The 23,652-nt window shown below is 73.7% G+C and carries 21 protein-coding genes; 12 read left to right on the top strand and 9 right to left on the bottom strand.

The annotated features are described in order from the left end of the window. Window positions 1-13 precede the first annotated feature (13 nt). The 5 genes from OO62_RS04310 to OO62_RS04330 all read left to right on the top strand — a co-directional run bounded on the left by OO62_RS04310 (window position 14) and on the right by OO62_RS04330 (window position 6,315). Complete coding sequence (locus OO62_RS04310) at window positions 14-1,543, top strand: sugar ABC transporter ATP-binding protein (RefSeq protein WP_033265838.1); 1,530 nt, start codon at window positions 14-16, stop codon at window positions 1,541-1,543. Window positions 1,544-1,545: 2 nt separating this feature from the next. Further along, window positions 1,546-2,583 carry an ABC transporter permease gene (locus OO62_RS36330; RefSeq protein WP_106974810.1) on the top strand — a complete coding sequence of 346 codons (1,038 nt, stop codon included), beginning with the start codon at window positions 1,546-1,548 and terminating at the stop codon, window positions 2,581-2,583. 73 nt (window positions 2,584-2,656) lie between these two features. Beyond that, on the top strand, window positions 2,657-3,808 hold the full coding sequence (locus OO62_RS04320; protein ID WP_033265839.1) for a substrate-binding domain-containing protein: 1,152 nt from the start codon (window positions 2,657-2,659) through the stop codon (window positions 3,806-3,808). 209 nt (window positions 3,809-4,017) lie between these two features. After that, the gene (locus tag OO62_RS04325; RefSeq protein WP_033265840.1) at window positions 4,018-5,718 is read left to right on the top strand and encodes a cholesterol oxidase substrate-binding domain-containing protein; all 1,701 of its coding nucleotides are present in this window, start codon (window positions 4,018-4,020) and stop codon (window positions 5,716-5,718) included. Window positions 5,719-5,814: 96 nt separating this feature from the next. Then, window positions 5,815-6,315 carry a GNAT family N-acetyltransferase gene (locus OO62_RS04330; protein WP_033265841.1) on the top strand — a complete coding sequence of 167 codons (501 nt, stop codon included), beginning with the start codon at window positions 5,815-5,817 and terminating at the stop codon, window positions 6,313-6,315. A gap of 64 nt (window positions 6,316-6,379) precedes the next feature. On the opposite strand, the gene OO62_RS04335 is transcribed toward OO62_RS04330, so the two are convergent. The 8 genes from OO62_RS04335 to OO62_RS04370 all read right to left on the bottom strand — a co-directional run bounded on the left by OO62_RS04335 (window position 6,380) and on the right by OO62_RS04370 (window position 13,525). Continuing rightward, complete coding sequence (locus OO62_RS04335; protein WP_228332377.1) at window positions 6,380-7,105, bottom strand: hypothetical protein; 726 nt, start codon at window positions 7,103-7,105, stop codon at window positions 6,380-6,382. Window positions 7,106-7,154: 49 nt separating this feature from the next. After that, complete coding sequence (locus OO62_RS36895; RefSeq protein WP_051732667.1) at window positions 7,155-7,928, bottom strand: class I SAM-dependent DNA methyltransferase; 774 nt, start codon at window positions 7,926-7,928, stop codon at window positions 7,155-7,157. 90 nt (window positions 7,929-8,018) lie between these two features. Beyond that, window positions 8,019-9,467, bottom strand: coding sequence for a serine hydrolase domain-containing protein (locus tag OO62_RS04345; RefSeq protein ID WP_033265842.1), 1,449 nt, complete (start codon window positions 9,465-9,467; stop codon window positions 8,019-8,021). Beyond that, window positions 9,464-9,790: an acyl carrier protein gene (locus tag OO62_RS04350; protein WP_033265843.1), complete on the bottom strand. Its 327-nt coding sequence runs from the start codon at window positions 9,788-9,790 to the stop codon at window positions 9,464-9,466. The genes OO62_RS04345 and OO62_RS04350 overlap by 4 nt, the downstream gene beginning before the upstream one ends. Before the next feature lie 104 nt (window positions 9,791-9,894). After that, complete coding sequence (locus OO62_RS04355) at window positions 9,895-10,989, bottom strand: SIS domain-containing protein (RefSeq protein ID WP_033265844.1); 1,095 nt, start codon at window positions 10,987-10,989, stop codon at window positions 9,895-9,897. 18 nt (window positions 10,990-11,007) lie between these two features. Continuing rightward, window positions 11,008-11,955, bottom strand: coding sequence for a TIGR03560 family F420-dependent LLM class oxidoreductase (locus tag OO62_RS04360; protein WP_033265845.1), 948 nt, complete (start codon window positions 11,953-11,955; stop codon window positions 11,008-11,010). Between the two features lie 56 nt (window positions 11,956-12,011). Beyond that, window positions 12,012-12,530 carry a GNAT family N-acetyltransferase gene (locus OO62_RS04365; RefSeq protein ID WP_051732669.1) on the bottom strand — a complete coding sequence of 173 codons (519 nt, stop codon included), beginning with the start codon at window positions 12,528-12,530 and terminating at the stop codon, window positions 12,012-12,014. 56 nt (window positions 12,531-12,586) lie between these two features. Then, window positions 12,587-13,525 carry an aldose epimerase family protein gene (locus OO62_RS04370; RefSeq protein ID WP_228332378.1) on the bottom strand — a complete coding sequence of 313 codons (939 nt, stop codon included), beginning with the start codon at window positions 13,523-13,525 and terminating at the stop codon, window positions 12,587-12,589. Window positions 13,526-14,336: 811 nt separating this feature from the next. Here OO62_RS04370 and OO62_RS04375 point away from each other — a divergent pair. From OO62_RS04375 to OO62_RS04390, 4 genes are all read left to right on the top strand, one after another. After that, a complete protein-coding gene (locus OO62_RS04375) occupies window positions 14,337-15,050 on the top strand; it encodes a TauD/TfdA family dioxygenase (protein ID WP_077191577.1) in 714 nt (237 codons plus the stop codon). Window positions 15,051-15,112: 62 nt separating this feature from the next. After that, window positions 15,113-16,687 carry a pyridoxal phosphate-dependent aminotransferase gene (locus tag OO62_RS04380; RefSeq protein WP_051732673.1) on the top strand — a complete coding sequence of 525 codons (1,575 nt, stop codon included), beginning with the start codon at window positions 15,113-15,115 and terminating at the stop codon, window positions 16,685-16,687. Further along, window positions 16,680-17,492 (top strand): BtpA/SgcQ family protein, encoded by an 813-nt coding sequence (locus tag OO62_RS04385; protein WP_033265847.1) that lies wholly within the window; start codon window positions 16,680-16,682, stop codon window positions 17,490-17,492. The genes OO62_RS04380 and OO62_RS04385 overlap by 8 nt, the downstream gene beginning before the upstream one ends. Beyond that, window positions 17,489-19,051 carry an amino acid adenylation domain-containing protein gene (locus OO62_RS04390; RefSeq protein ID WP_051732675.1) on the top strand — a complete coding sequence of 521 codons (1,563 nt, stop codon included), beginning with the start codon at window positions 17,489-17,491 and terminating at the stop codon, window positions 19,049-19,051. The genes OO62_RS04385 and OO62_RS04390 overlap by 4 nt, the downstream gene beginning before the upstream one ends. Before the next feature lie 25 nt (window positions 19,052-19,076). Here the strand turns inward: OO62_RS04390 and nudC are convergent, their stop codons facing one another. Then, complete coding sequence (gene nudC, locus OO62_RS41270) at window positions 19,077-20,060, bottom strand: NAD(+) diphosphatase (RefSeq protein WP_033265848.1); 984 nt, start codon at window positions 20,058-20,060, stop codon at window positions 19,077-19,079. Window positions 20,061-20,307: 247 nt separating this feature from the next. Here nudC and OO62_RS37615 point away from each other — a divergent pair, with 247 nt between their 5' ends. The 3 genes from OO62_RS37615 to OO62_RS04410 are packed head-to-tail and all read left to right on the top strand — an operon-like array spanning window position 20,308 to window position 23,618. Beyond that, window positions 20,308-20,646 (top strand): phosphopantetheine-binding protein, encoded by a 339-nt coding sequence (locus OO62_RS37615; protein ID WP_051732677.1) that lies wholly within the window; start codon window positions 20,308-20,310, stop codon window positions 20,644-20,646. A gap of 50 nt (window positions 20,647-20,696) precedes the next feature. Next, complete coding sequence (locus OO62_RS04405; RefSeq protein WP_051732679.1) at window positions 20,697-22,328, top strand: class I adenylate-forming enzyme family protein; 1,632 nt, start codon at window positions 20,697-20,699, stop codon at window positions 22,326-22,328. Window positions 22,329-22,361: 33 nt separating this feature from the next. Further along, window positions 22,362-23,618, top strand: a complete 1,257-nt coding sequence (locus OO62_RS04410) for an MDR family MFS transporter (RefSeq protein ID WP_033265849.1) — start codon at window positions 22,362-22,364, stop codon at window positions 23,616-23,618. Window positions 23,619-23,652 lie beyond the last annotated feature (34 nt).

Raw genomic sequence — 23,652 nt, forward strand, 5'->3', positions numbered from 1 at the left:
CCCGGAGAAGTCCGTGCACGACGCTCCCGAGAATCACGCTCCGTCCCGCCACGGCCCCGCGCCCCTCGTCCGCATACGCGGTCTCGGCAAGCGGTTCGGCGGCACCGTCGCGCTGGACGCCGTCGACCTCGACATCCACGCGGGCAGTGTGCTCGCCCTGCTCGGGCCCAACGGCGCCGGAAAGTCCACCCTCATCAAGGTGCTCGCGGGCATCCACCGCGCGGACGAGGGCGAGGTGACCGTCGCCGGGCATCCGCTCGGCAGCGAGGCGGCCTCCCGCACCATGGCGTTCATCCACCAGGACCTGGGACTGGTCGAGTGGATGACGGTGGCCGAGAACATCGCGCTGGGCACCGGCTATCCGCGCCGTGCGGGGCTGATCTCCTGGCGGGCGACCCGCCGGCGGGGCGCCGCGGCGCTGGACCTCGTCGCCGCGCACCTCGACCCGCGCGCCACCGTCGCCGGCCTCCCGCGTGCCGAACGCTCGCTGGTGGCCATCGCCCGCGCGCTGGCCACCGACGCCGAACTCCTCGTCCTCGACGAACCGACCGCCAGTCTGCCGGCGGCAGACTGCGCCCGGCTCTTCGACGTGCTGCACGCCCTGCGCGACCGGGGCCACGCCCTCGTGCACGTCACCCACCGGCTGGACGAGGTGTACCAGGTCGCCGACTCCTTCGCCGTACTGCGCGACGGTCGCCTCGTGCGCCGGGGCCCGCTCGCCGGGCACAGTCCGGCGCGGCTGGTGCAGGACATCGTGGGCCACCACCCCGGCGGCCACCGGTTCGCCCCGGCCGCCGGCCCGGTCGTGCTGAGGCTGCGCGAGGTCCGTACCGAGAACACCGCGCCGGTCAGCCTGGACGTGCGCGCCGGGGAGATCCTCGGCATGGTGGGGCTCACCGGCGCCGGACACCGGGAACTGGGCCGCGCGCTCGCCGGTTCCGGGCCGCTGCTGGGCGGCCGGGCGTCGCTCGACGGGCGGCCGTACGCGCCGCGTTCGGTCGCGGCGGCCGTCGCGTCCGGCGTGGGCCTGGTGACCAGCAACCGCCAGGAGGAGGGCTGCGCCGCCGAACTGACCGTACGGGAGAACTTCCTGGCCAACCCGCGGGCGGCCGGGCGGCCGGCCTGGCGCTGGGTCAGCCCGCGGCGCGAGCGGGCCGAGGCCGCGGCCCTGGTCCGGCGGTTCTCGGTGCACCCCGGGGACACCGAAGCGCCGATCGCCACCCTCTCCGGTGGGAACCAGCAGAAGGTCCTGGTCGGCCGGGGACTCCGCACGAGCCGGCGGCTGCTGATCCTCGAAGAGCCGACCGCGGGGGTGGACGTGGGCGCCAAGGCGGCGCTCTACCGCCTGCTGCAGGAGGCGCTGGACGAGGGCCTGGCCGTGCTGTTGCTGTCCACCGACTTCGAGGAGGTCGCCGAGGTGTGCCACCGGGCGCTGGTGTTCGTCCGCGGGGCGATGACGACGGAGCTGAGCGGTGCGTCCCTGACCGTGGGCGGGCTGGCCCGCGCCTCCTCGGCGATGCCCGCCCTCACCGGGACGACGTGACCGTGGCCCGTTCCCCGCGCTCCTGGCCGGTCCACCGCATCGGACACCTCATCGGCGCCTACGGGCTGCTGGCCCTGACCGCCCTGCTGTTCCTGGCCTTCTCGCTCGCCCTGCCGGACACCTTCCCCACCCTGGACAACATCTCCGCCGTGCTGTCCAACCAGTCGATCCCCGCGATCCTGGCGCTCGGCGCGATGATCCCCATCGCCACCGGCAAGTTCGACCTGTCCCTCGGCTACGGCCTCGGGCTCGGGCACGTCATGACCATGCAGCTCCTCGTCAACGAGGGGTGGCCCTGGCCGCTGGTCTGCCTGGTGGTGGCCGCCGGCGGGGCGCTGGTCGGCACCTTCAACGGTGTCGTCGTCGAATTCGCGAAGATCAACTCCTTTATCGCCACCCTGGGCACCGGCAGCATCCTGTACGCCGTCACCGGCTGGATCACCAACGGGGCGCGGATCGTTCCCGGGCCGCACGGCCTGCCGGCCGCCTTCACCGACCTGTACGACTCGCGGTTCCTCGGCCTGCCCGTCCCCGCCTTCTACGTCCTCGCCCTCACCGCCGCGCTGTGGCTGCTGCTGGAACGGCTGCCGCTCGGCCGGTACCTGTACGTCATCGGCGCCAACCCCCGGACCGCGGAGCTGGTCGGCATCCCCGCCCGGCGCTACGTCGTGCTCGCCTTCGCCGGCTCGGGCCTGCTCGTCGGCATCGCCGGTTTCCTGCTCGCCGCGCAGCAGCGGATCGGCAACCCCAGCGTCGGCCTGGACTACCTGCTGCCGGCGTTCGTCGGCGCCCTGCTCGGCTCCACCGCGATCCGGCCCGGCCGCCCGAACGCCCTGGGCACCCTGGTCGCCGTCAGCATCCTCGCCGTCGGCCTCGCCGGTATCGGCCAACTCGGCGCGCAGTTCTGGGTCACCCCGCTGTTCAACGGCGTGACCCTGCTCATCGCCGTCGGCATGGCCGGTTACGCCGCGCGCCGGCAGCTGCGCCGCCGCCGTGCCACCACCACCCCGGAAGCCCCGGAAGCCGCGCAGGCGCCCTGACCGCCCCGCGTCCCGCCGCCCCCGTCGTCCCTGCTCGCCCGTAGTCCCTGCCGTCCTTCCGCAAGGAGCCCCCGTGCATCCCTCCCGCAAGGCCGCCCGGAACGGCGCCGTCCTGCTGGTGCTGGCGGCCACCGCCCTCCTCGGCTGCGAGCGGGGCACGTCGGCCGGCGCCGGACCGTACGCGCCGGGACCGGCACGCAACGGCTGCCCCACCGTTCTGGCCGGCGCGCGGCAGTCCGTGCAGCGGGCCCAGCAGGTCCGCTCCGCCTGGCACGGCCCGACCACTGGTCCCCGGGCGGCCTCCGGCAAGGACATCGTCTACGTCGCGCAGAGCATGACCAACCCCGGTGTCGCGGGCGCCGCCAGGGGCATGGCGGAGGCCGCGAAGGTCATCGGCTGGCGGGTCCGGGTGATCGACGGCCAGGGCACCCCCGCCGGGATCCAGGCGGCGTTCAGCCAGGCCCTCGCCCTCCGTCCGTCGGGCATCGTGATCGGCGGCTTCGATCCCCGTCTGACGGCGCAGCAGGTCGCGCGGGCCGAGGCGGAACACCTGCCGCTCATCGGCTGGCACGCGGTCGACTCCCCCGGCCCGAGCAAGGACCCCGCGCTCTTCACCAACATCACCACCTGGGTCCAGGACGTCGCGAGGATCAGCGCGGACTGGGTGATCGCACACTCCCACGGCACCGCCGGAGTGGTGGTGTTCACCGATGCCTCGATCCCGTTCGCCAGGAACAAGTCCGAACTGATCAAGAAGGATCTCGCCACCTGTCGCGGCCTGAAGCTGCTGGCCGAGGAGAACATCCCGCTCCCGGACACCAGCAGCCGCACCCCCCAGGAGGTCTCGTCCCTGCTCTCCCGGTTCGGGGACCGGTGGACGCACTCCGTCGCCATCAACGACGTGTACTTCGCCGACGCCGCCCCGGCCCTGCGCGCGGCCCGGAAGAAGGGCGCCGGCCCGCCCTTCAACATCGGTGCCGGGGACGGCGATCCGTCCGCCTTCCAGCGCATCAACAGCCGGGAGTTCCAGGCCGCCACCGTGCCCGAGCCGTTCTCCCAGCAGGGCTGGCAGATCCTCGACGAGTTCAACCGCGCCTTCGCCGGCAGACCCGACAGCGGCTACGTGGCGTCCGTGCACCTCTCCACGGCCGCCAACAGCCGCGGGGCCACCACCTGGGATCCGCCCGGCTACCGCGCGGCGTACCGCAAGATCTGGGGCAGATAGGACACCGCGCCGCGGTGCCGCCCGACGCGCCGGCCGCCGCGCCCACCGACGGGCCCGCGGCCGCCGTTGCCTGCACGACCCTTGCTACTGACGGCCCGTCACCCTACCCTTCCGGCACCCCCACCGCACCGGGGCGCTCGTACGGTCTCACCCCTACGATCCGTGCGCGGTGCAGCGGGGCCGGCGCGCCGCGCGCCGGAAGGACAGCCATGTCCGACGACAGCGCTCGAAGAAGCTCCCTCACCCGTCGCACGCTGCTCACCGCGGCTGCCGCGGGCCTCGCCGCAACGGCCGGGCCGCGCACCGCCCCCGGCATCCCCGCGGGCAGCGCCGCCTCCACCCTCACCCCGCCGCCCGACTTCCCGGCCGGCATCCCGCTCGCCCAACAGACCTTCCGCAACTGGTCGTTGGAGATCATCGTCGAGAACGTCTGGACCGCTGCGGCCCGCACCCCCGACGACGTGGTGGCCCTCGCGAACTGGGCGCACGAGCACGGCTACCGGCTCCGGGCCCGGGGCAAGGGCCACACCTGGTCGCCGCTGGTGTTACCGGCCGGCGCCGACACCTCCCGCACCGTCCTCGTCGACACCACCTCCCACCTCACCGCGGTCAGCGTGCGGGACGGCAGCCCGGGGAGCGTCACCGCGCAGACGGGGGCGACCCTCGACACCGTGCTCGCCCGCCTGGAGGAGGCGGGGCTCGGCCTCGCCACCATGCCGGCGCCCGGTGACCTCACCGTCGGCGGGGTGCTCGCCATCGGCGCCCACGGCACCGGGCTGCCCACCGCCACCGAACACCCGCCGGCCGGTTCCGGCTTCGGCACGCTCAGCTCGCTGGTCAGCTCGCTCACCGCCGTGGTGTGGAGCGCGGCGCAGGGCCGCTACGTGCTGCGGACGTTCACCCGCTCCGACCCCGACCTCCGTGCCTTCCTCGTCCATCTGGGCCGCGCCTTCGTCACCCAGGTGACGCTGACCGCCGCCGCCAACACCCGCCTGCGCTGCCAGAATTGGTACGACGTCAACGTGGGCACGGTCTTCGGCGCGCCGGGCACGGGCGGCCGGACGCTCAGTTCCTACGTGGAGCGCACCGGCCGCGTCGAGGCGATCTGGTTCCCGTTCACGGACGTGCCGTGGCTGAAGGTCTGGAGCGTGGCACCGGCCAAGCCGCTGCTGGCCAAGCGGATCGACGCGCCGTATCCGTACAGCTTCGCCAACCGGGTCACCGAGGACATGTCGAAGCTTCTCGGGGAGATCGCGGCGGGCGGGGGCGACCGGACGCCGGCCTTCACCAAGCTCGCCATGTCCATCGTCGGGTCCGGGCTGATCGTCACCGGCACCTGGGACGTCTGGGGATGGTCGAGGAACAGCCTGCTGTACGTCGAGCCCACCACCCTGCGGATCGTCGAGGCGGGGTGGGCGGTCCTGACCTCCCGGAGCCAGGTGCAGCGCGTGGTGAGCGACTTCCACGCCCAATACCAGAAGGTGCTGACGGCCTATCAGGGACGTGGTTCCTACCCCGTCAACGGCCCGATCGAGCTGCGCGTCACCGGGACCGACCCGGTGGACGGTCCGCTGCTCTCCCCGGCCCGGGCCCGGGCCGACCACCCCGAGTGGGACACGGTGGTGTGGCTGGACTTCGCCACGTATCCGGGCACGCCCGGCGCGGCGCCCTTCTTCCGTGAGATGGAGCAGTGGATCTGGCAGACGTACACCGGCGGGTACGCGACCGTGCGCCCCGAGTGGTCCAAGGGATGGGCCTATACGGACGGCGGGCCGTGGACCGACCCCGCGGTGCTGGCCGGGACCGTGCCCGCCGCGTTCGACGAGTGGCGCACCGCCCGGGACACCCTCAACTCCTACGATCCGGCACGGGTGTTCTCCAACGCCTTCCTCGACACCCTGCTGCCCTGAGACGCCCCGGGACCCGGCGCCGGCCCCCGTGACGCCGACGCCGTACCGCGCGGATACGGAGTTGCCGCCGGCGCCCGTTCCGGGCAGTCTCCGTGCATGATCGAGTTGGTGGTACTGACACCGGACGACTGGGGCAGATGGCGCGAGCTGAGGCTGGCCGCGCTCGCCGAGGCGCCGTACGCCTTCGGGTCCACGCTGGCGGACTGGCAGGGTGACGGCGACCGGGAGGAGCGGTGGCGTGGCCGGCTGAGCGTTCCCGGCTCGCACAACCTCCTCGCGCTGTGGGACGGGGAACCGGCCGGGATGGCCAGTGGTGTCCCCGGCTCGCGGGACGGCGTCGTCGAGTTGATCTCCCTGTGGGTCGCCGGGAAGGCCCGGGGGCGCGGCGTGGGCGACCGTCTGATCGAGGCGGTCGTGGGGTGGGCCGAGCGGGAGCGGGCCGAGGTGGTGGAGCTCGCGGTCACGCCCGGGAACGCGCGCGCGGTCGCGCTGTACCGGCGCCACGGATTCGCGGACACCGGGCAGCTCGGCGACGTGCTGCCGGACGGCAGCCGGGAGCGGGTCATGGCCCGGCGCCTCTCCCCCGGCCCGGGCTGAGGGACCGTTCCACCGCTCCGCCGGTAGCCGCGGGGGCACCGTGGCTACCGGCGGGCGGGGCGGCTCAGTCGAGCTTGCAGGCTTCCGAGGCCGGCTGTTCCTTGGCGAGGAATATCGTCTGGGCCATCATCTTGTAGCCGCTGATGCGCTCGCGGAACGTCTCGATGGACTCCTCGGGGTGCACCGAGTCGATGACGGCGTGCGGGCCGTGCGCGTTGAACTGGTGGCTGACACCGCGCGGGATCTGCATGTCGGCCCAGGAGTTCTCCGGGACGACCAGGTTGTAGCGGGTGCGGTGCACGCCGTCGGGGGCGTCGGGGGCGGCGTCCTCGAACACCTCCGGCCGGAACGGCGTGACGCCCTCGACGTGGGTCACGTCGATGGGCGAGAGGCTGGACACCCGGATGCGGGTGTCGGGGCCGGTCATCATGCGCACGAAGCGCAGCCCGGTGTGCAGGTGCATCCGGGAGCAGATGTCCCGGTCGATGACGTCGTAGAAGTCCATGAGGTAGCGGTCGGCGAAGAACCCGTCGAAGGGGGCGTCCAGCATGTAGACGTCCCCCTCCTCGAAGGTCTGGGCGCGCTGGATGCCGTCCCCGTTCTGCGTGGTCGCGGCCGGGGTGCGGTGCGCGGCGCGCACCACGCCGCCCAGGGCGTCGGTGATGGCGAGGGAGATCTCGGCGGGCAGCTGGATGACGGGTGTGACATGACATCGGCCCGGGTCGCTGAAGTCCACCACGTCATGGACCTCGTTTTCGTCGTCGGGGGTGAACTTCATGAACTCGGTCATGCGAACTCTCCTTGTGCGATCGGTGCAACCGGTCCGGGTCCCTCGTCCCTTACCGGGAGGGGGACTTCACGGCGCGGTAGATGGTGCGGCAGGGAGCCGGCGTCCTGGAGCAGGACCCCGACTCGCACTTGACGTAGGACGCCTCGATGTCGTGGTCCGCCGGGGTGAGTCCGGCACTCTTGAGGGCGGTGGTGATCTCGTCCGGCCCGTAGTAGCGGCTGCGCAGGGTCTGGTTCACCCGGTACGGCCGGCCGTCGTCCTCCACGACCCCGGAGACCCGCAGCATCCCGGTGCCGGAATCCACGTCCCACACCCCCCTCTTGGCAATCACGGCGGCGTCCTCGTCGAGCAGCGTGAGGTTGTTCCAGTGGCGGAAGTGCGAGGTCTCGAAGACGTCGAACAGGAACTGGCCGCCGTCCGCCAGGGCCGCGCCGACCCGGTGGAAGCAGCGCTCCAGGTCGCCGGGGGCGTCGAGGTGGTTGAGGGCGCCGTCCAGGCAAACGGCGGCGTCGACCGGCTCCGGGAGGGAGAAGTCCCGGGCGTCCTGTTCCGACAGCCGGAGATGGCCGGTGTCCATGAGGCCGGCGAGTTTGCGCCGTGCCACGTCGAGCATGCCCGGGGAGCGGTCCACGCCGGTGACCCGCCACCCCTCGTCGCACAGCACTTCCGCGGTGACGCCCGTGCCGCAGCACAGGTCCAGGACGGACCGGGTGTCCGGCGCCGACTCGCGCAGGAAGGTGGCGAGCCGTGGTGAGTAGTGGCGGACCCAGCCGGTGTAGAAGCTCTCGAAGAAGACGGAGAACTCACGTGTGTAATACGTCATGGCACTGACACCTTTCGGAGGGGACACGCAAGGCGTGCACGGGGGTTGTCCGTGGCCGGTGGTCGTGCGGCGCGGCGGTGCCGCCCGCCGTCATGAGGCCGCCGTCCGGGTGAACTCGAAGGCCGGTACGGAGCGTTCCATCCGCACCGCGACGCGGTCCGGGTCCAGGGGGGTGAGCGCGACCGGGCCGGGGTCGGCGGGGCACGTCGTGAACAGGGCGCCGCGTGCGGTGCGCCGCACCGGGCCCGCCACGGGCCCGTACCGGAACACCGCGCCCGCCCCCGACGCGTCCGGCACGATGCGCAGGTCACCGAATCCCGGGTGGTGGTACGTGCCCGGCAGCGTCGCCAGGGAGTCCAGGTCCGCCGCCGGGCCCGGCGCGACGCCGGCCATCCGCTCGGGCTCGCCGACCGGCAGCCGGCGCACGGTGTCGGTCTCCCGGCCGCTCAGGACGTCGATCAGGCAGAACGCCACGGCGCAGCGGAAGCAGCAGTGTGCGCGGCCCGGGGAGTGCCGCACGCCGGTGTTGCAGAAGACGTTGACGGCCAGGTCGCGGCCGGGCAGCACGACCGTCATGCCGCGCAGCGCGCCGACGCTGCTGCTGTGCACCAGGGCCCGTTCACCGTGGTAGCGGCCGACCAGCCAGCCGTATCCGTAGCCGTCCGCGGCCACGCATGCCGGATGGTTGGCGGAGGTCGTCGGGGCGGGCATGCGCGGGGTGCGCAGATGTTCCAGGACGGGCGCGCCGAGCAGCCGGCCGCGCGCGCCGTGCCCGGACAGGTGGAAGCGGAGCAGCGCGACCATGTCCTCGGCGCTCGCCCGGATGCCGGAGATGGCGGTGGAGAGCCCGGAGAGCGGGGGCGTACCGGCGTCGGTGAAGCCGCCGTTCCCGTCCGGCTCGTAGCCGCGTGCGGCGTCCCCCGCGGGGCCGGGGTCGCGCACGCCGAGGTCGGCGAGGAGGTCCCCGGTGAGCCGGTGCCAGGGCCGGCCGGTGGCCTCCTCGGCGAGGTGGCAGGCGAGTACGTAGGCCAGGTCGCTGTAGGAGAACCGGTCGCCGCCGGGCGGGCGGACCGTCACCAGGTGCGGCAGCCGGCCCCGGGCCGCCTCGCCGGGGGCGGTGTCGGCGCACCCGGCCAGCAGCATGTCGTACGAGGGCAGTCCGGAGGAGTGGGTGAGCAGCTGGGTCAGGGTGTAGCCGGCGCGCGGCGCGCCGTGCGGCAGCACGTCGGTCAGTTGGCCGGTCTCCCAGCCGGTCAGGCCCTGTTCGACGAGCCGGGCGAGCAGGGCCGCGATGAGGCTCTTGGTGAGCGACCCGAGGGGGAAGAGGGTGCGCGCGGTCAGTGGGGCGCCGGTGGCGGGGTCGCGGGTGCCGTCGACGAGGACGGCCGCGTCGTCGCCGTGCACGACGGTCACGGCGACGCCCGGCACCCGCCAGGCGGTCCGCAGGGCGGCCAGCTCGCCGGCCAGGTCCTCGGCCGGACGGCCGGTGCGGGGCAGGGCGGCGGCCCGGGTCTGCCGGCTTCCCGGTAGCAGGGTCATCGCGGTCCGGTGTCCCGTCCGCCGGTCACCTCGCCGGCCCGGTGCTCTTCCCTGACGACGTCCTCGCAGTGCTCGACGAGGGCGTCGAGGGTGCCGTCCAGGTAGAGCGCCTCCACCGAGGGTTCCACCGCCAGCCGGGCACCGATGCGGTCGAGCATGACGATGGCCTGCATCGAGTTGCCGCCGATCTCGAAGAAGTCCTCGTCGCCGCGGAGTTGCGGGGACTGCGGCAGGCCGAGTGCCCCGCTCCACTCCTCGGTGACGACGGCCCGGACCCGGCCGGGTGCGGTCGGCTCCGGTGGTGCCGTGTGATGGTCGGTCATGCCAGCCTCCCGTGGTGGTGTGCGCCCCGTGCGGGGCGCCGTCGGCCGCGGTCGTCCCGCCGCGGTGGATGTCGCCGTGCTGGGTGGGCGCGGCGCCGGTCCGGTCAGTCCGGGCCGCCGCCGGAGAAGGGGGTGCGGTCCAGCCGGTCGGCGAGCCGGGCGCCGAGGAGCCCGGCGAAGACGTGGCCGGTCAGCGGCGACCACTCCTCACGGGCCGTCCCGGTGACCGGCACGGTGTGCCAGGCGGTACCGGTCAGGGCGGTGTCGTCCGGGCCGGTCACCGCGATGACCCGCCGCCCGCGCCCCGTTGCCGCGGCGGCGAGCTCGGCCGCCCGCGGGTGGCCGAGGCCCGGTGGGGCGAGGACGACCAGCGGTGCGTCGGCGGGGTCGGCGAACCGCTCGATGTGCCAGTACTCCTCCAGGTCCTGGGCGTAGGCGGGCAGTCCGGCGGCCTCCACCACCTTGGCCGCGGCGTACATCGCGGTGCCGCCGGCCGGGCCGGTGCCCGCGAAGACGAGGGGGGCCCACGGACGCCCGGCCTCCGTCAGCCGTGCCGCCAGCTCGCGGCAGGGTCCGTCGGCAGCGTCCGCGGTGGCGCGTACCGCGTCCGCCGTGGCCGCTATCTCCGCCACCAGGGCGTCCTCCGCCGCCGGGCCGCCGCCGGGCAGTGCGTGCCGTACGCCGCCCAGCCGCACGGCGAGCAGCAGCAGGGCGAGCAGGCTGGCCTGGTAGGTGCGGATGCCGGGGCTGCGCTCCGTCAGGCCGAGCGCGGCCGCCACCTCCCGTCCCGCCGCCTCGCCGAGGGCGCTGCCCGCGCGGCCGGTGACGGCCAGGGTCGGGAAGCCGTGGGCGCGGGCGCGCCGCACGGTGGTCACCAGCCGCGGGCTGCTGCCCGAGGCGGACACCGCGACCACGAGGGTGGCGGCATGCGGGCTGGCCGGGCCGAGCATGCCGTAGTCGAGGAACTGCTGGGTGCCGAGCGCCTCGCAGGGGAGTCCGGTGAGGCGTAAGAAGGCCAGCTGGGCGGCGCGGCCGGCGTGGTGGGAGTCGCCGCTGCCGACGAGGACCACCCGCCGCAGGGCCTCGCCGGGCACGGTGGCCAGGGCCTCCCCCACCCGGGAGGCGACCGGCCCGGTCAGGCCCTCGATGTCGGCGGCGAGCGCGGCGGACTGCCGCAGCATGGTGCCGGTGGCGTACATGGGTGTCTTCCAGACGTGTCAGAGGGCGGCGCGCAGCACGGGGGCGACGCGTTCGGCGAAGAGGTCGAGGGTGCGGTGGTCCACGGGCGGCCGCAGGCCGAGGAGGAAGTCCCGCACCCCCAGCCGCAGATAGGGCGTCAGCCGCTCCACGCACTCCTCCGGGGTGCCGAAGAACGCGTACTCCGGCAGGTCGGCGGGGACGGTGGCGGCGATCCGCTCCCGGCGTTCCGCCACCTCGCGCGGATCGTCGCCGAGCACCGCCCGGAAGGTCAGCGAGCCGCGGATCGCGGCGGGGTCGCGGCCGACGTCGCGGGCGTGCGCGGTCAGCACCTCGCGCCGGTGCGCGTACTCCTCGGGGGTGGTGAACAGGGAGTTCCAGGTGTCGGCGTGCGCGGCCGCGATGCGGAGCAGGTGCCGCTCCCCGGAGCCGCCGACGGTCAGCGGCAGCCGGCTCTGCACCGGGCGGGGTTGCAGATGGGCCTCGCGGAGCTGGTAGTGGGTGCCGTCGAAGTCGGTGACCGGCCGCTCCCACAGGCGGCGGATCACCTGGCAGCTCTCGTCCAGCCGGCGCAGCCGCTCGGCGGCCGGCGGGAACGGCATCCCGTACTGCGCGTGCGCGAGGTCGAATCCGCCTGCTCCCAGGCCCAGTTCGACGCGCCCGCCGGAGATGTGGTCGAGGGTCGAGGCGATGTTGGCGAGCAGCGCGGGGTGGCGCCAGGAGACGGCGGAGACCAGGATCGCGCAGCGTACCCGGCGGGTGTTCGCGGCGAGGGCGGCCAGCAGGGTGGGGCCCTCGAAGCAGGGGCCGTCGGGCCCGGTGAGGTGGGGGCGCAGGTGGTCGAAGACGGAGACCCAGTCGTAGCCCGCGTCCTCGGCGCGCCGCCACAGTTCGAGGACCTCGTCGAAGGTCCGGTACTGCTGTCCTGAGTGCACACCGCAGCGGACGGTGTCATCGTGCAGTCTCATCTCTCCACGCCTTCTGTGCCGGGTGCCGGGGGCGACGAGCAGCGGGTCGGGGACGCTCAGCGGTCGAGCGCCCGTTGCAGGTACACGCGGCGCATCCAGTCCTCGGTCTCCACCTCGCCGTACGCGACGAAGCCCAGGCCGGTGAGCAGTTCCACGCTCTTGCGCAGGTCGGGGTTGGCCTCCGCGCGCAGCGCGTCGGCGCCGGCGGCGCGGGCGGTCTCGCAGGCCCTGCGCACCGCGCGCAGGCCGAGCGTGGCGTCCCGTCGTGCCCGGTCGGGATGGACGGCGAGGCGCTGGAGGTACAGGGGTGCGCGGGCCGGCGGGAAGACGTCCAGGGCGCGGCTGAAGGGCGGCCGGCCGGTCAGGGTGAACATGGCGATGGCGGTGTCGCCGTGGCGCAGCAGGTGGACGGCGCGTTCGCCGACCAGCGCACGGCTGCGTTCGAGACGGCGCTCCGGGACCGGCAGGCCGTACAGCTCGGCCGTGTGGAGGTCCGAGGCGCGCAGCAGCGCGTGGACCTCCTCGGCGCTCTCAGCCGGTTCCCAGGCGGGGGCCGGTGCGGGATGCGTGGTCATGTGGGATGCCGTTCGTGTGGGGGTGGGAGGGCCCGGGGCACGGTGGGGGTGTGCGGTCAGCGGACGGAGAACGCGTAGCGCGTGGTGGCGGTGTAGGTCTGTCCCGGATCGAGCCGGGCGGAGGGGAAGTCCGGGCGGTTGGGGGCGTCGGGCCAGGGGCCGGGCTGGAGACACAGGCCGGCACGGGCGGGGTGGAGGCCGTCGCCGGTGTAGACGCCCATGCCGGTCTGGTCCGTGGACAGGCGCAGTTGCCGTCCGGAGTCCGGGTCGTGGAGGTCGGCCGCCCAGGTGTGCGGGGCGTCGAGCGCGTAGAAGTTGTCCAGCCGCAGGCCGTCGACCGGGGCGCTGCCGGTGAGGTGGAGCGGGGTGCCGGCGACGGGGGCCGGGGGGCCGGGGAGCGGGACCTGGTCCTCGTCGAACCGCAGGACGCGGGCGGCGTTGACGGCGAGGTGGTGGCCGTCGAGGGGGCGGTGCGCGCCGGCCAGGTTCCAGAAGGCGTGGTTGGTCAGGCCGACCACCGTGGGGGCGGTGGTGGTGGCCCGGAAGGCGATCGTCAGGGTGGAGTCCCGGCCGAGCCGGTAGCGGGTCTCGGCCCGCAGGTGCCCGGGGTAGCCCTGGTCGCCGTCGGGGCTGTGCACGGTCAGTGTGAGGGTCGCGTGGTCCGCGTCCCGCTCCGTGGCGGCGGCCCACACCAGCCGGTCGAACCCGTAGCTGCCTCCGTGGAGGTGGTGCGGGCCCTCGTTGCGGTCCAGCACGTGGCGGACGCCGTCAAGGGTGAACGCGCCGTGGGCGACGTTCCGGCAGAACCGGCCGACGGTCGCGCCGACATAGGCGTTCGCCGCCCGGTCCTCGTAGGCGGCCAGGGTGGGTAACCGGTGGACCACATTGTCCGTCCGGCCGTCGCGGCCGGGAATCCGGACCTCGACGAGCGTCGCCCCGTAGGTCCAGACCACGACTTCCGTGCCGTTGCCGTTGCCGAGGGTATAGGCGTCCACCGGGGCAGCCGGTTGCCGGGTATTTCCAGCTGTCATTCCCACGAACTCGCTGCGTATGTACAAGAGTCCCCCACAGGCGACAAGAGAAGAACTGTGCACTGAGCCACCGGAAGAGAATCCTGTGCTCTTTCGCGTATCGGCGCGGGGATCGCGACACATCGCGCGTCACCCGCGGCAACGGGCCATCAGCTTCCTGAACGCACCCGTGGTCGACCGAGGCGTGAGGGCGACGCTACCCGATCCCCGGAAGGACCGGAAGTGTTTGTTCTGCATATTCTGATCTTGCTCGGAACGCCGGTGAGCGACAGCCACCTTTCAGCCTCCGGCCATACTTTTTTGCGCCACCGCGGCGACCATTCGACCGGTCACCGGCCGCACCGCACCCGTGACCACAGAACGTCAACTCATGCTCACCACAAGTACGTTGACACCACCTCCGGCACGACAATGGCGGTGCGCCCCTACTATGCCGGCGGCACCCACCGAAGCGGACTGAAGGGGAAGACGGACGCGGGCGCTCCGGGGTTGCCTCCCCTTCCGTTTCCGGCCGCCACCAGCCCGGATCCCGTCGCTCGACGCCCAGTTGACTGCTACAGCTATTGACAAGGACGCCGGATCCTATGGAAGGTGGCCGTGCTATCCCACGTAAGTCAGTTAGGGGACGCACACATTGACCAGCGGCTGTTTTGCCGAATCAAAGGCAGATCAACACTTAGCCCTCCGCCATGAATTACTGGAGACGGATGCCGCTTTAACGCTCCAGCCCAACGCCCACCTTCCACCCGATGCCGGGGCGGACAATGCAGCGACGTTGCTGCGCGACCGTCTCACGGCCGACGGATATGCTCTCCTACAGCTCGACGAGCCATTGTCGACCGCTGATTTCATTGCCGTGGGAAAGACGCTCGGCGACCCGATGCCGGAGACCGACGCGGCGGTCCTGCCGTATGTCGAACACGGCATCATGCTGAATTTGACGGCCGATGCGGGGCATACCTCGGACGCTTCCCTGCAGCCTTTCGCCACGAACTTCCTGACGCTGCACACCGAAGGCAGTACCCGGCCCGCCCAGCGGCAACCGCGTCTCATCGTGCTGATGTGCTGCGAACCGGGGGACGGCACGGCAGCCCGTACCGTCGTCGTGCCGATGGCCGCGGTCCGGCGGCGGCTGTCGCCGGACGACGCCGCGCTGCTGGCCCGGGTCCGCTACCGTGCCGCCGACAGCCCGCCGCCCCTGCTGCGCACCGTCGACGGGGCACCGGTCTTCTCCTTCCGCGACTTCCACACCGCACCGCTGGAGTGGGAGCTGGCCGGCGACCCGGCCGACGGCGACGAGGTCGGCCCGGCCCTGCGTCGCCTGCTGGCCGCGATGTACCACCCTGCCGAAGCCCGCGCCGTCGAGTGGCGGCGCGGCATGCTCCTCGCCGTGGACAACCACCGCTTCTTCCACGGCAGAACCGCGGGTGACGGCCGTGTCCCGGAGATCCCGAGGCATCTCAAGCGCCTGCGTCTCCTCGGGGGATGACGCCGTCCCGCGCTCCGGTACGCCACCCCTCGACCCCCACGTAACTGATCCTGGAGCCCTCAGTGGAACTCTTCCCCCACCCCTTACGAGAGCGATGTTTCAGCATCCCGGCCGAGGCGGCCGAGAGCGCGGCCGCGGCGCGGCTCCTCGACGACGACGGCGGGTGCTTCCTGCCCGGCGTCGACGAACGGATGCTGGACGTCTACAACCGGGCGGCCGACCCCGGGGACCCCTTCGAACTGTGCCGTCTGTGGGTGGGGCGGGTGGACGCGGAGTCGGGTGCGCACGCCGCCCGTCCCCGGCTTGCCGAGCAGTGGCGTTCCGCCAGGGTGCGGCGGAGCACGACCGCGGAGGAGGTGCTGACCTCACGGGCCACGGTGCGGTTCGTCAAGGAGCTGTTCAACTTCTACTTCCGTGACGACCTCTACGGCGACCTGCGCTCCGACGACCACCTGATGCTCTCCGGCGGCGCGGTCGACGAGGAGGAGTGGGGGCTCCCCGAGGTCCTCAAGGAGTGCATCCGCTACGCCCTCGAACGCGACTGGTACGGCTACTCCGACTCCTGCGGGCGGCTGCAGGCCCGCGAGGCGGTGGCCGCGTACGAGAGCGCCCGGATTCCCGGCGCCACCTACGAGGCCGGCAACATCGCGCTCACCATGGGCGGCACCGTGGCGGTCAGCACGATGGCCGACTTCCTCACCTCCCGCTCCGGGCCGCGCACCGCCCCCGCGCTGTGCGCGACACCCAACTACCCGCCGCTGGTGGAGTCGATCGCCTGCCGCACCGGCACCCGCCTGGTGCCGCTGCCGACGCAGGACGGCCGGATGTCGGTGGAGCCGCTGCTGGCGGCGCTGTCCCCGGACACCCCGCTGGTGATGCTGCAGACGGCCGCGAACCCGACCGGCGCCGGGGTGGCAGAGGCCGACCTGGTCCGGCTGCTGAACGCGCTGTCGCCGTCCACGCTGATCCTGCTCGACGAGTGCCACGAGTGGCTCGGGCCGGTGAACCCGCTGTCGCCGGCGCGCGCCGCGCGCAATGTCGTCCGCATCTCCAGCCTCTCCAAGCACTGGTCGGCGCCCGGTATCAAGGCCGGCTGGATCACCGCCGACAGCGATCTGATCGCCGAGTACTACGAGTACGCCTCCACCCACTTCGGCGGGCCGCCGTCCTTCTTCTACACGCTCATCGAGGTGCTGGCCCGGATGGAGCGCTGGCGGGTCACCGGCCTGCAGGCCGTCGGCGCCGAGCAGGTCCGCGAGTTCGAGGCGTCCTACGGTCTGACGGCGGAGCGACTCCAGGCCGCGTACACCAACTACGCCACCGAACGGGACGCCCGCGAGCGGAGTCTGCTCACGTTGCGCGACGCCACGCACGCCCGCCTGTCGGAGTTCGCGACCGTGCTCAAACCGCGCTACTCGATCAACACCGCGCTCACGCTGCCCGGCTGGGACGACTCCTACCGGTGCTTCCGCGACCTGCTGCGCGAGACCGGCGTGTCCACCTACCCCGGCATCCTCAACTTCTGCTTCTCCGGCGGGACGGTGCGGGTGACCTCGGCCCGCAGCTGGCGCGACCTCGACACCGCCGTCGGCCGGCTGGGGGCCTACGCGGCCCGGGACGCGGTGCGCCATGGCTGACTTCCCACGCCGGGACGGCCGCAAGACGGTCCTCGGCATGATCCACCTGCGGCCGCTGCCCGGCACCCCGTTCCATCAGGACGGCACGCTGGGCAAGACGTTGGACAGCGCCGTACGGTCGGCCGTGGCCCTGGAGCGGGGCGGCGCGGACGGCTGCCTCATCCAGACCGTCGAGCGGGTCTACAGCGTGGCGGACGAGTCCGATCCGGCACGGACCGCCGCCATGACCCTGATCACCGACGCCGTCGTACGGGCCACCGGCGCCGGCTTCCACGTGGGTGTGCAGATGATGCGCCACGCCGTCAGCGCCTCCCTGGGCGTGGCGAAGGTGACCGGCGGCTCCTTCGTCCGGGTCGGCGCGCTGGTCGGACAGACCCTCTCCCCGCACGGCATGGTCACTCCGGACCCGCTGCGGATCATGGAATACCGCCGGAAGATCGCGGGCGAGGACCTCGGCATCATCGCCGACATCGACTCGATGCACTTCTCGTGGTTCGGCGGCGGGAAGACCACGGCGGAGGTGGCGAAGGCGGCCGCGGGCGCGGGCGCCGATGCCGTCTCGCTGTGCCACCGCGACGACGACACCACCCTGCGCATGATCGACGCGGTGCGCGCGGCGGCCCCGGACCTGCCGGTCATCCTCGCCGGGCACACCCACCACGACAACGCCGCACGGCTGCTGGCGGCCGCCGACGGCGCGTTCGTCGGCAGCTGCCTGGAACGCTCCGGCTGGGGCAGTGAGATCGACCCGGCCCGGGTGGCGTCGTACATGGACGCCGTACGCACCACGGGAGGCCGGCCGTGACCCTTCGGCCACCGGCCGGGCCGCCCGGCGGACCGCCGGACGGCCGGCCGGGCCTGCTCCCGGCGCGCTTCCTCGCCACCGCGTCGGCGCGGCCCGACGCGGTGGCCGTCGAGGACGGCGGGACCCGGACGACGTTCGCGGAGCTGGCCGGGCGCAGTGCGGCCGTGGCGGCCCGCCTGCTGGCCCACGGCGTCGGCGCGGAGACCGTCGTCGGGCTGTGCCTGCCGCGCTCGGCGGACTTCATCGCCGCCGCGCTCGGCGTCCTGCGGGCGGGCGGCGCCTTCCTGCCGCTGGACCCGGCCTACCCCGCCGACCGGCTGCGTTATCTGGTGCGGGACAGCGGGACCACCGTCGTCCTGACGGGCGGCGACGACGCGCCGCGGCCGCCGGAGGACGTCTTCCCCGCGCACCTGACCGTCCTGTCGCCGGCCGACGCCGGCCCGCCCCCGGACGCCGGCACCCCGCTGCCGGCGGTCGGTTCCGGCCAACTCGCCTACGTCATCTACACCTCCGGGTCGACCGGCCGGCCGAAGGGCGTCCAGGTCGAGCACGGCGCGCTGGCCGCCTTCCTGGCCGGCCTGGAGGCGGCCGGCGCCGTCCGGCCGGGCCCGGCCCGGGTCGGCTGGAGCGCCAGCCCCTCCTTCGACGCCTCGCTCCAGCAATGGGCCCGGGTCTGCCGCGGTGACACCGTGGTGATCGTCGACGACCTGGCGCGCCGCGTCCCCCAGCGGCTGGTGCGGGCCGTGACGGAGGCCCGGCTCACCGACCTCGATCTCACCCCCGGCCTGGCCGAGTTGACGGCCGACCGGCTGGCCCGCGCCCTGCCGGCCGGCTCCGGCCTGCGCCTGTGGGTCGGGGGCGAGGCGGTGCCGCCCGCGCTGTGGCGGACCCTGGCCGGGCACCGTGCCGCGGGCGTCCTGGACGCGGTCAACGTGTACGGCACCACGGAGACGACGGTGGACAGCCTGTGGGCACCGATAACGGACGGGGTGGAGCCGCACCTCGGGACCCCGCTGCCCGGCCAGACCGTCCGCCTGCTGGACGACCGGCTGCGCCCGGTGGCCGTCGGCGAGCCGGGCGAGCTGTACGTGGCGGGCCCCACGCTGGCCCGCGGCTACCTCGGCCGCCCCGGCCTGACCGCGCAGCGGTTCCTGCCCGACCCGTGGGCCGCGGACGGCACGCGGATGTACCGGACCGGGGACCGCGCCCGCCGGACGCCGGACGGCCGGCTGGAGTTCCTGGGCCGCACCGACCACCAGGTCAAGGTGCGCGGGTACCGCGTGGAGCTGGGGGAGGTCGAGGCCGCGCTCGCCGACTGCCCGGGGGTGCTGGAGTCCGTGGTGCTGCCCCACACCCAGGGCGGGGTGGGCGTGCTGGCGGCGTGCCTGCGGACGGCGCCGGGGACGAGCCTGGAGCAGGTCCGCGCGCACGCGGCGCTGCGCCTGCCGGAGTGGATGCGGCCGTCCGCCTACCGCGTGGTCGCGGCCATGCCGCTGACCCCGGCCGGGAAGATCGACCGGGTGGCGCTGGGCGCCGGGGTGGGCGCCGGTGCGCACTGACCAGCCGACGCGCCGCCCCGGCCGCTCACTCGGTCCACGGGGCGCCGGCCGACTCCGGCGCGGGGTCGAGCGGGCCCCCGTACCACCGCTCGACCAGCCGGCGGGCGAGGTAGCGGCGGTCCGGCAGCGCCACGTCTCCGGTGCGCACGGCGTGGGCCAGCGCGTCTCGGGTGAACCAGCGGACGGCCGCCATCTCGCTCCCGTCGGCGCGCGCGGCGGACGAGACGGCGCCGGCCTCGTAGCCCAGCATCAGGCTGCCGGGGAAGGGGTGCGCCTCGGTCTCCACGCACCGCACCGCGCCGATCGCGACCCCCGCCTCCTCCGCGGCCTCGCGCCGCACCGCGGCTTCCGCCGTCTCCCCGGGCTCGACGTATCCGGCGAGCACCGAGTACTGGTGCGCGGGCCAGCGGGTCCGGCTGCCCAGCAGACACCGGTCGCCCGCGTCGGTGATCAGCATGAGCACGGCGGGGTCGGTACGGGGATGGTGCTCGGCGCCGCACGCCCCGCAGCGCCGGACGTGGCCGCCGCACTCCACCGCGGTGGGGTCGCCGCAGCGGGGGCAACGGCCGTGCGTGCGGTGCCAGTTCTCCAGGGCGGTGGCGTGCACGAGCATGCCGTGGTCCCGGTCGCCGAGCGGATACGCCCCGTCGTCGAGGGCGGCGACGCGCGCGGTGCCGGTGGGCGGGGCGGGCAGCCGGCCGGTGGCGTACGCGAAGTACGCGGCGCCGGTGCGGTCGGTACCGAGGAAGTAGCGGGTGCCGTCCGGCGGGCAGTCGCGCGGCCGGACCAGCGCCAGCCGCCACCCGTCGGGCCCCTCGCTCACATGGGTGCGGCCCTCGGCCAGCGGCAGCACCCGGGTGCTCTCCCGCTCCCAGGCCGCGCGGAGCCATGCCGCGTCCTCCCGCCGGCCGGCGGCGCGGTCCAGCGGCTCCGGGGGCCCGGCGGCCGGCGTTCCGCTGGGGACGTGGTGCGCGGTGTCCTGCCGTGCCGAGGGGGACGGGTGCTTCACATGAGCCTCACTGGGACGGTCCGGGGCCGCCGGGGCTGCGGCCGAAGTACGACTGACGAGCGTGCAGTTGACGTCGTGTCATGTTCCGCTCGGGAACCTAGGCCATGCCTCCGGACGGAACAAGGCATACGGCCGCCAATCCAGCAATGAGTGAAAAGCATCACAAGACCCGCATAACGGGCTAATCACCGAGCAGCGGCCCGCCCACAAGCCGCGCGAACTCACCACCGCAGAAAGGACGATCGTCGTGCACGAACCCCCGGAGCACCCGCCGGAGCCCGCCCGCTCGACCGCTCCCGACCCCTCGGCCGCTGCCGCGAGTGAGCTGCTCGCGGCGGTGAGCGAGGTCGTCCTGCGCAACGCCCCCGACCGCGCGTCGCTGGCGTCCGCCGGACCGGACGCCCCGCTCCCGGAGCACGGCTTCGACTCGCTGGGTGTGGTGCGCCTGTTGGTGGATCTGGAGGAGACGCTGGGCGTCACCTTCCCCTCGGACGCGGTGACCGCCGAGACCTTCGGCAGCATCCGCACGATCGCCGACGCCCTCAAGGCGTCCGGAGCCGCGCCCGCGGCACCCCCTGCCGGCTGACCCCTCCCCTCCGCGCCAACCGCACCACGCCCCTACCACGACGAGGAACCATGCACGCCACCCCCGACGAGGACCACCGGCTCGCCCACCGCTGCACGGAACGGGAGTTCACCGACCGGCTCCCCGTGCACCCGACGATGCCGGAGCTGCTGGCCCACCGGGCCGACCGCGACGGGTCCGCGCCGTACCTGACCTTCCACGGCGCCGACCACACCGCGCTCACCCTCACCTACCGCGACACCCTCCGGCTCAGCCGCCGCCTGGCGGCATGGGCGGCCCGGGAGCTGGACGCCCGCCCCGGGGACGTCTTCGCCCTCGCCCCGGTCAACGAACTGCGGTCGGTGACCGCCGTGTTCGGGCTGCTGCTCGCCGGCTGCTCGATCCTCTCGCTGAACCCGGCCGACCCGGCGGGCCGGATCACCGAGCAGGCCGAGGCGCTGGGCGCCAAGGCCCTGCTGCGCGCCCCGGACGCCGCCGCCGACGCCACGGTGCCGTGGGTCCCGCTCCCCGACCCCCGGGAACTGCCCGCGGCCGACGACGACTGGACCGGTCCGGACCTCGACCCGGGGGCGGACGCCTTCTACTTCGGCACGTCGGGGTCGACGGCCGCCGCCAAACTGGTAGCGCAGTCGCACTACAACGGCGCGGTCAACGCCGAGGCGCTGCGCCGGCACCACGGTCTCGGACCGGGCGACCGCTTCCTCGGCTGCCTGCCGGTCCACCACGTCAACGGCATGCACTTCACCCTGTTCGGCACCCTCGCCGCCGGGGCGCACGGCATCCTGCTCACCGGATTCGACCCCTTCGGCTACCCACGCGTGCTGAACGAGTACCGCCCACGGATCGCGAGCGTCGTCCCCAGCATCCTGGAGACACTGCTGCAGACCTGGCGCACCCCGCAATTCCCCCAGGAGTTCGCCTACTTCGTCTCGGCCGCGGCCCCGCTGTCCCGGTCCACGGCGCGCGCGGTGCACGAGCGCTGGGGCGTCCGGATCCTCCAGGGGTACGGCCTGACCGAGACGACCAACTTCTCCACCACCATGCCGCGCGGCCTGTCCGACGCCGCCTACCGTGCCCTGATGCTGGACTGCGACATCCCCTCCGCCGGCACCGCCCTGTACGGCAACGAGGTGGCCGTACTCCGCCCCGACGGGCAGCGGGCCGAGCCCGGCGAGCGGGGTGAGGTGTGCATGCGCGGGCACAACGTGATGTCGCGCTACCAAGGGAACCCGGAGGCGACCGCGGAGGCGTTCGCGGACGGCTGGTTCCACTCCCAGGACCTGGGCTACGAAGTCGTCGAGCCGGAGACCGGACTGCGCTTCGTCGTCCTCACCGGGCGGGCCAAGAACATCGCCAAGGTGCGCGGCGAAACGGTGTCGCTGGAGGAGATGGAACGGGCCCTCAAGACCTTGCCCGCGGTCCGCGACGCGGCCTGCGACACCGCCCCGGACCGCTTCCTGGGCGAGGTCGTGGTGGCGGCGGTGGCCACCGCCGACGACACCACCGACGCCGTGCTGCTGGAGCACCTGGGGCGCTTCTTCGACCCGGCGGTGCTGCCCGCCCGCTTCGTACGGATGCCGAGCATTCCGCGGACCGCCACCGGCAAGGTCCTCCGGCCCAGACTGCGGGAGCTGCTCGCGGCGACCCCCCGGGCGCTGCCCGCGACCGGCCCGCAGTCCTGACCGGCGGTCCGGTCCATGACGACGAGAACACGCATGTCGACCACGGCTACGGCCACCCGCGCCGTCCGGAACACCTTCTCCGGGCTGCCGGCCGCGTTCTGGTGGCTCTGGGCGAGCACGTTGATCAACCGGCTCGGGGCGTTCGTCTCCACCTTCCTCGCGCTGTACCTCACCGTCCAGAAGGGCTATTCGGCGTCCTACGCGGGCCTGGTCGCCGCGCTGTACGGGCTGGGTGGGGCGGCGGGAAATCTGGTGGCGGGGGTGCTCACGGACCGGCTGGGCCGCCGGCCGACGCTGCTGGCGTCCCAGATGGCCACCGCCGGCACCGTCGCGCTGCTCGGTTTCGCCTCCCGTCCCACGACGATCGCGGCGCTCGCCGCGCTCGCCGGGATGGCCACCAGCGCGTCCCGGCCCGCGGTGCAGGCGATGATGACCGACCTCGTGCCGGAACGGCGGCGGGTCCGGGCGTTCGCCCTCAACTACTGGGCCATCAACCTCGGGTTCGCCCTGTCGGCGTCCGCGGCGGGACTCATCGCGCGCTACTCCTACCTCTGGCTCTTCCTGGGCGAGGCCCTGCTGACCGCCCTCTGCGCGGTCGTGGCGTACTTCCGCCTGCCGGAGACCCGCCCCGGCCCCGGCCCGGCGCGACCGGGACCCGATCCGGCCGGCGCCACCTCGCTGTGGACGGTGCTGCGCGACGTCCGCTTCATGACCGTGGTCGGGCTGAACCTGCTCCTGGTGATGCTCTACCAACAGGGCCTGGTCGCCCTGCCGTTGGCGATGGGCCGGGCCGGTTTCGACAGCACCGACTTCGGCGTGGTGATCGCGGCCAACGGTGTGCTCATCGTGGCACTGCAGATCCCGGTGACACGCTTCATCGAACACCGCTCACCGGGCCCGCTGCTGGTGCTCTCGGCCCTCCTCACCGGCGTCGGCTTCGGCCTCTGCGCCCTCGCCGACTCCGTCCCCTTCTACGTCCTGACCGTCTGCGTCTGGACGCTGGGCGAGATCGTCAACTCGCCCACCCAGATGTCCCTGGTGGCCCGCCTCTCCCCGGTCGAGGGCCGCGGCCGCTATCAGGGCGTCTACACCCTCTCGTGGTCGGTCGCCGCCTTCGCGGCCCCGCTGCTCGGCGGCTCGGTCATCGACCGGTTCGGCGCCCCCGTCCTCTGGCTGGGAAGCCTGGCCGTCGGCGTGCTCGCCGCCCTCGGCTACGCCCACGTCATGCGCCGGCCCTGGGAGACGGCCGCGTCGGACACCCGCGCGAAGACACCGGACACGGTGGCGTGATCCGGGCGTTGCCGACCTCCCCGGCGGCCGGCAC

The sequence above is a fragment of the Streptomyces lydicus genome, from assembly GCF_000717345.1.
Taxonomy (GTDB): domain Bacteria; phylum Actinomycetota; class Actinomycetes; order Streptomycetales; family Streptomycetaceae; genus Streptomyces; species Streptomyces lydicus.

Excerpts from the sequence above, each read along its gene's own strand:
- OO62_RS04325 (WP_033265840.1), top strand. The coding sequence starts at position 4,018 with ATGTCCGACGACAGCGCTCGAAGAAGCTCCCTCACCCGTCGCACGCTG.
- OO62_RS04330 (WP_033265841.1), top strand. The coding sequence starts at position 5,815 with ATGATCGAGTTGGTGGTACTGACACCGGACGACTGGGGCAGATGGCGC.
- OO62_RS04335 (WP_228332377.1), bottom strand. The coding sequence starts at position 7,105 with ATGACCGAGTTCATGAAGTTCACCCCCGACGACGAAAACGAGGTCCAT.
- OO62_RS36895 (WP_051732667.1), bottom strand. The coding sequence starts at position 7,928 with ATGACGTATTACACACGTGAGTTCTCCGTCTTCTTCGAGAGCTTCTAC.
- OO62_RS04345 (WP_033265842.1), bottom strand. The coding sequence starts at position 9,467 with ATGACCCTGCTACCGGGAAGCCGGCAGACCCGGGCCGCCGCCCTGCCC.
- OO62_RS04350 (WP_033265843.1), bottom strand. The coding sequence starts at position 9,790 with ATGACCGACCATCACACGGCACCACCGGAGCCGACCGCACCCGGCCGG.
- OO62_RS04355 (WP_033265844.1), bottom strand. The coding sequence starts at position 10,989 with ATGTACGCCACCGGCACCATGCTGCGGCAGTCCGCCGCGCTCGCCGCC.
- OO62_RS04360 (WP_033265845.1), bottom strand. The coding sequence starts at position 11,955 with ATGAGACTGCACGATGACACCGTCCGCTGCGGTGTGCACTCAGGACAG.
- OO62_RS04365 (WP_051732669.1), bottom strand. The coding sequence starts at position 12,530 with ATGACCACGCATCCCGCACCGGCCCCCGCCTGGGAACCGGCTGAGAGC.
- OO62_RS04385 (WP_033265847.1), top strand. The coding sequence starts at position 16,680 with ATGGCTGACTTCCCACGCCGGGACGGCCGCAAGACGGTCCTCGGCATG.
- OO62_RS04405 (WP_051732679.1), top strand. The coding sequence starts at position 20,697 with ATGCACGCCACCCCCGACGAGGACCACCGGCTCGCCCACCGCTGCACG.
- OO62_RS04410 (WP_033265849.1), top strand. The coding sequence starts at position 22,362 with ATGTCGACCACGGCTACGGCCACCCGCGCCGTCCGGAACACCTTCTCC.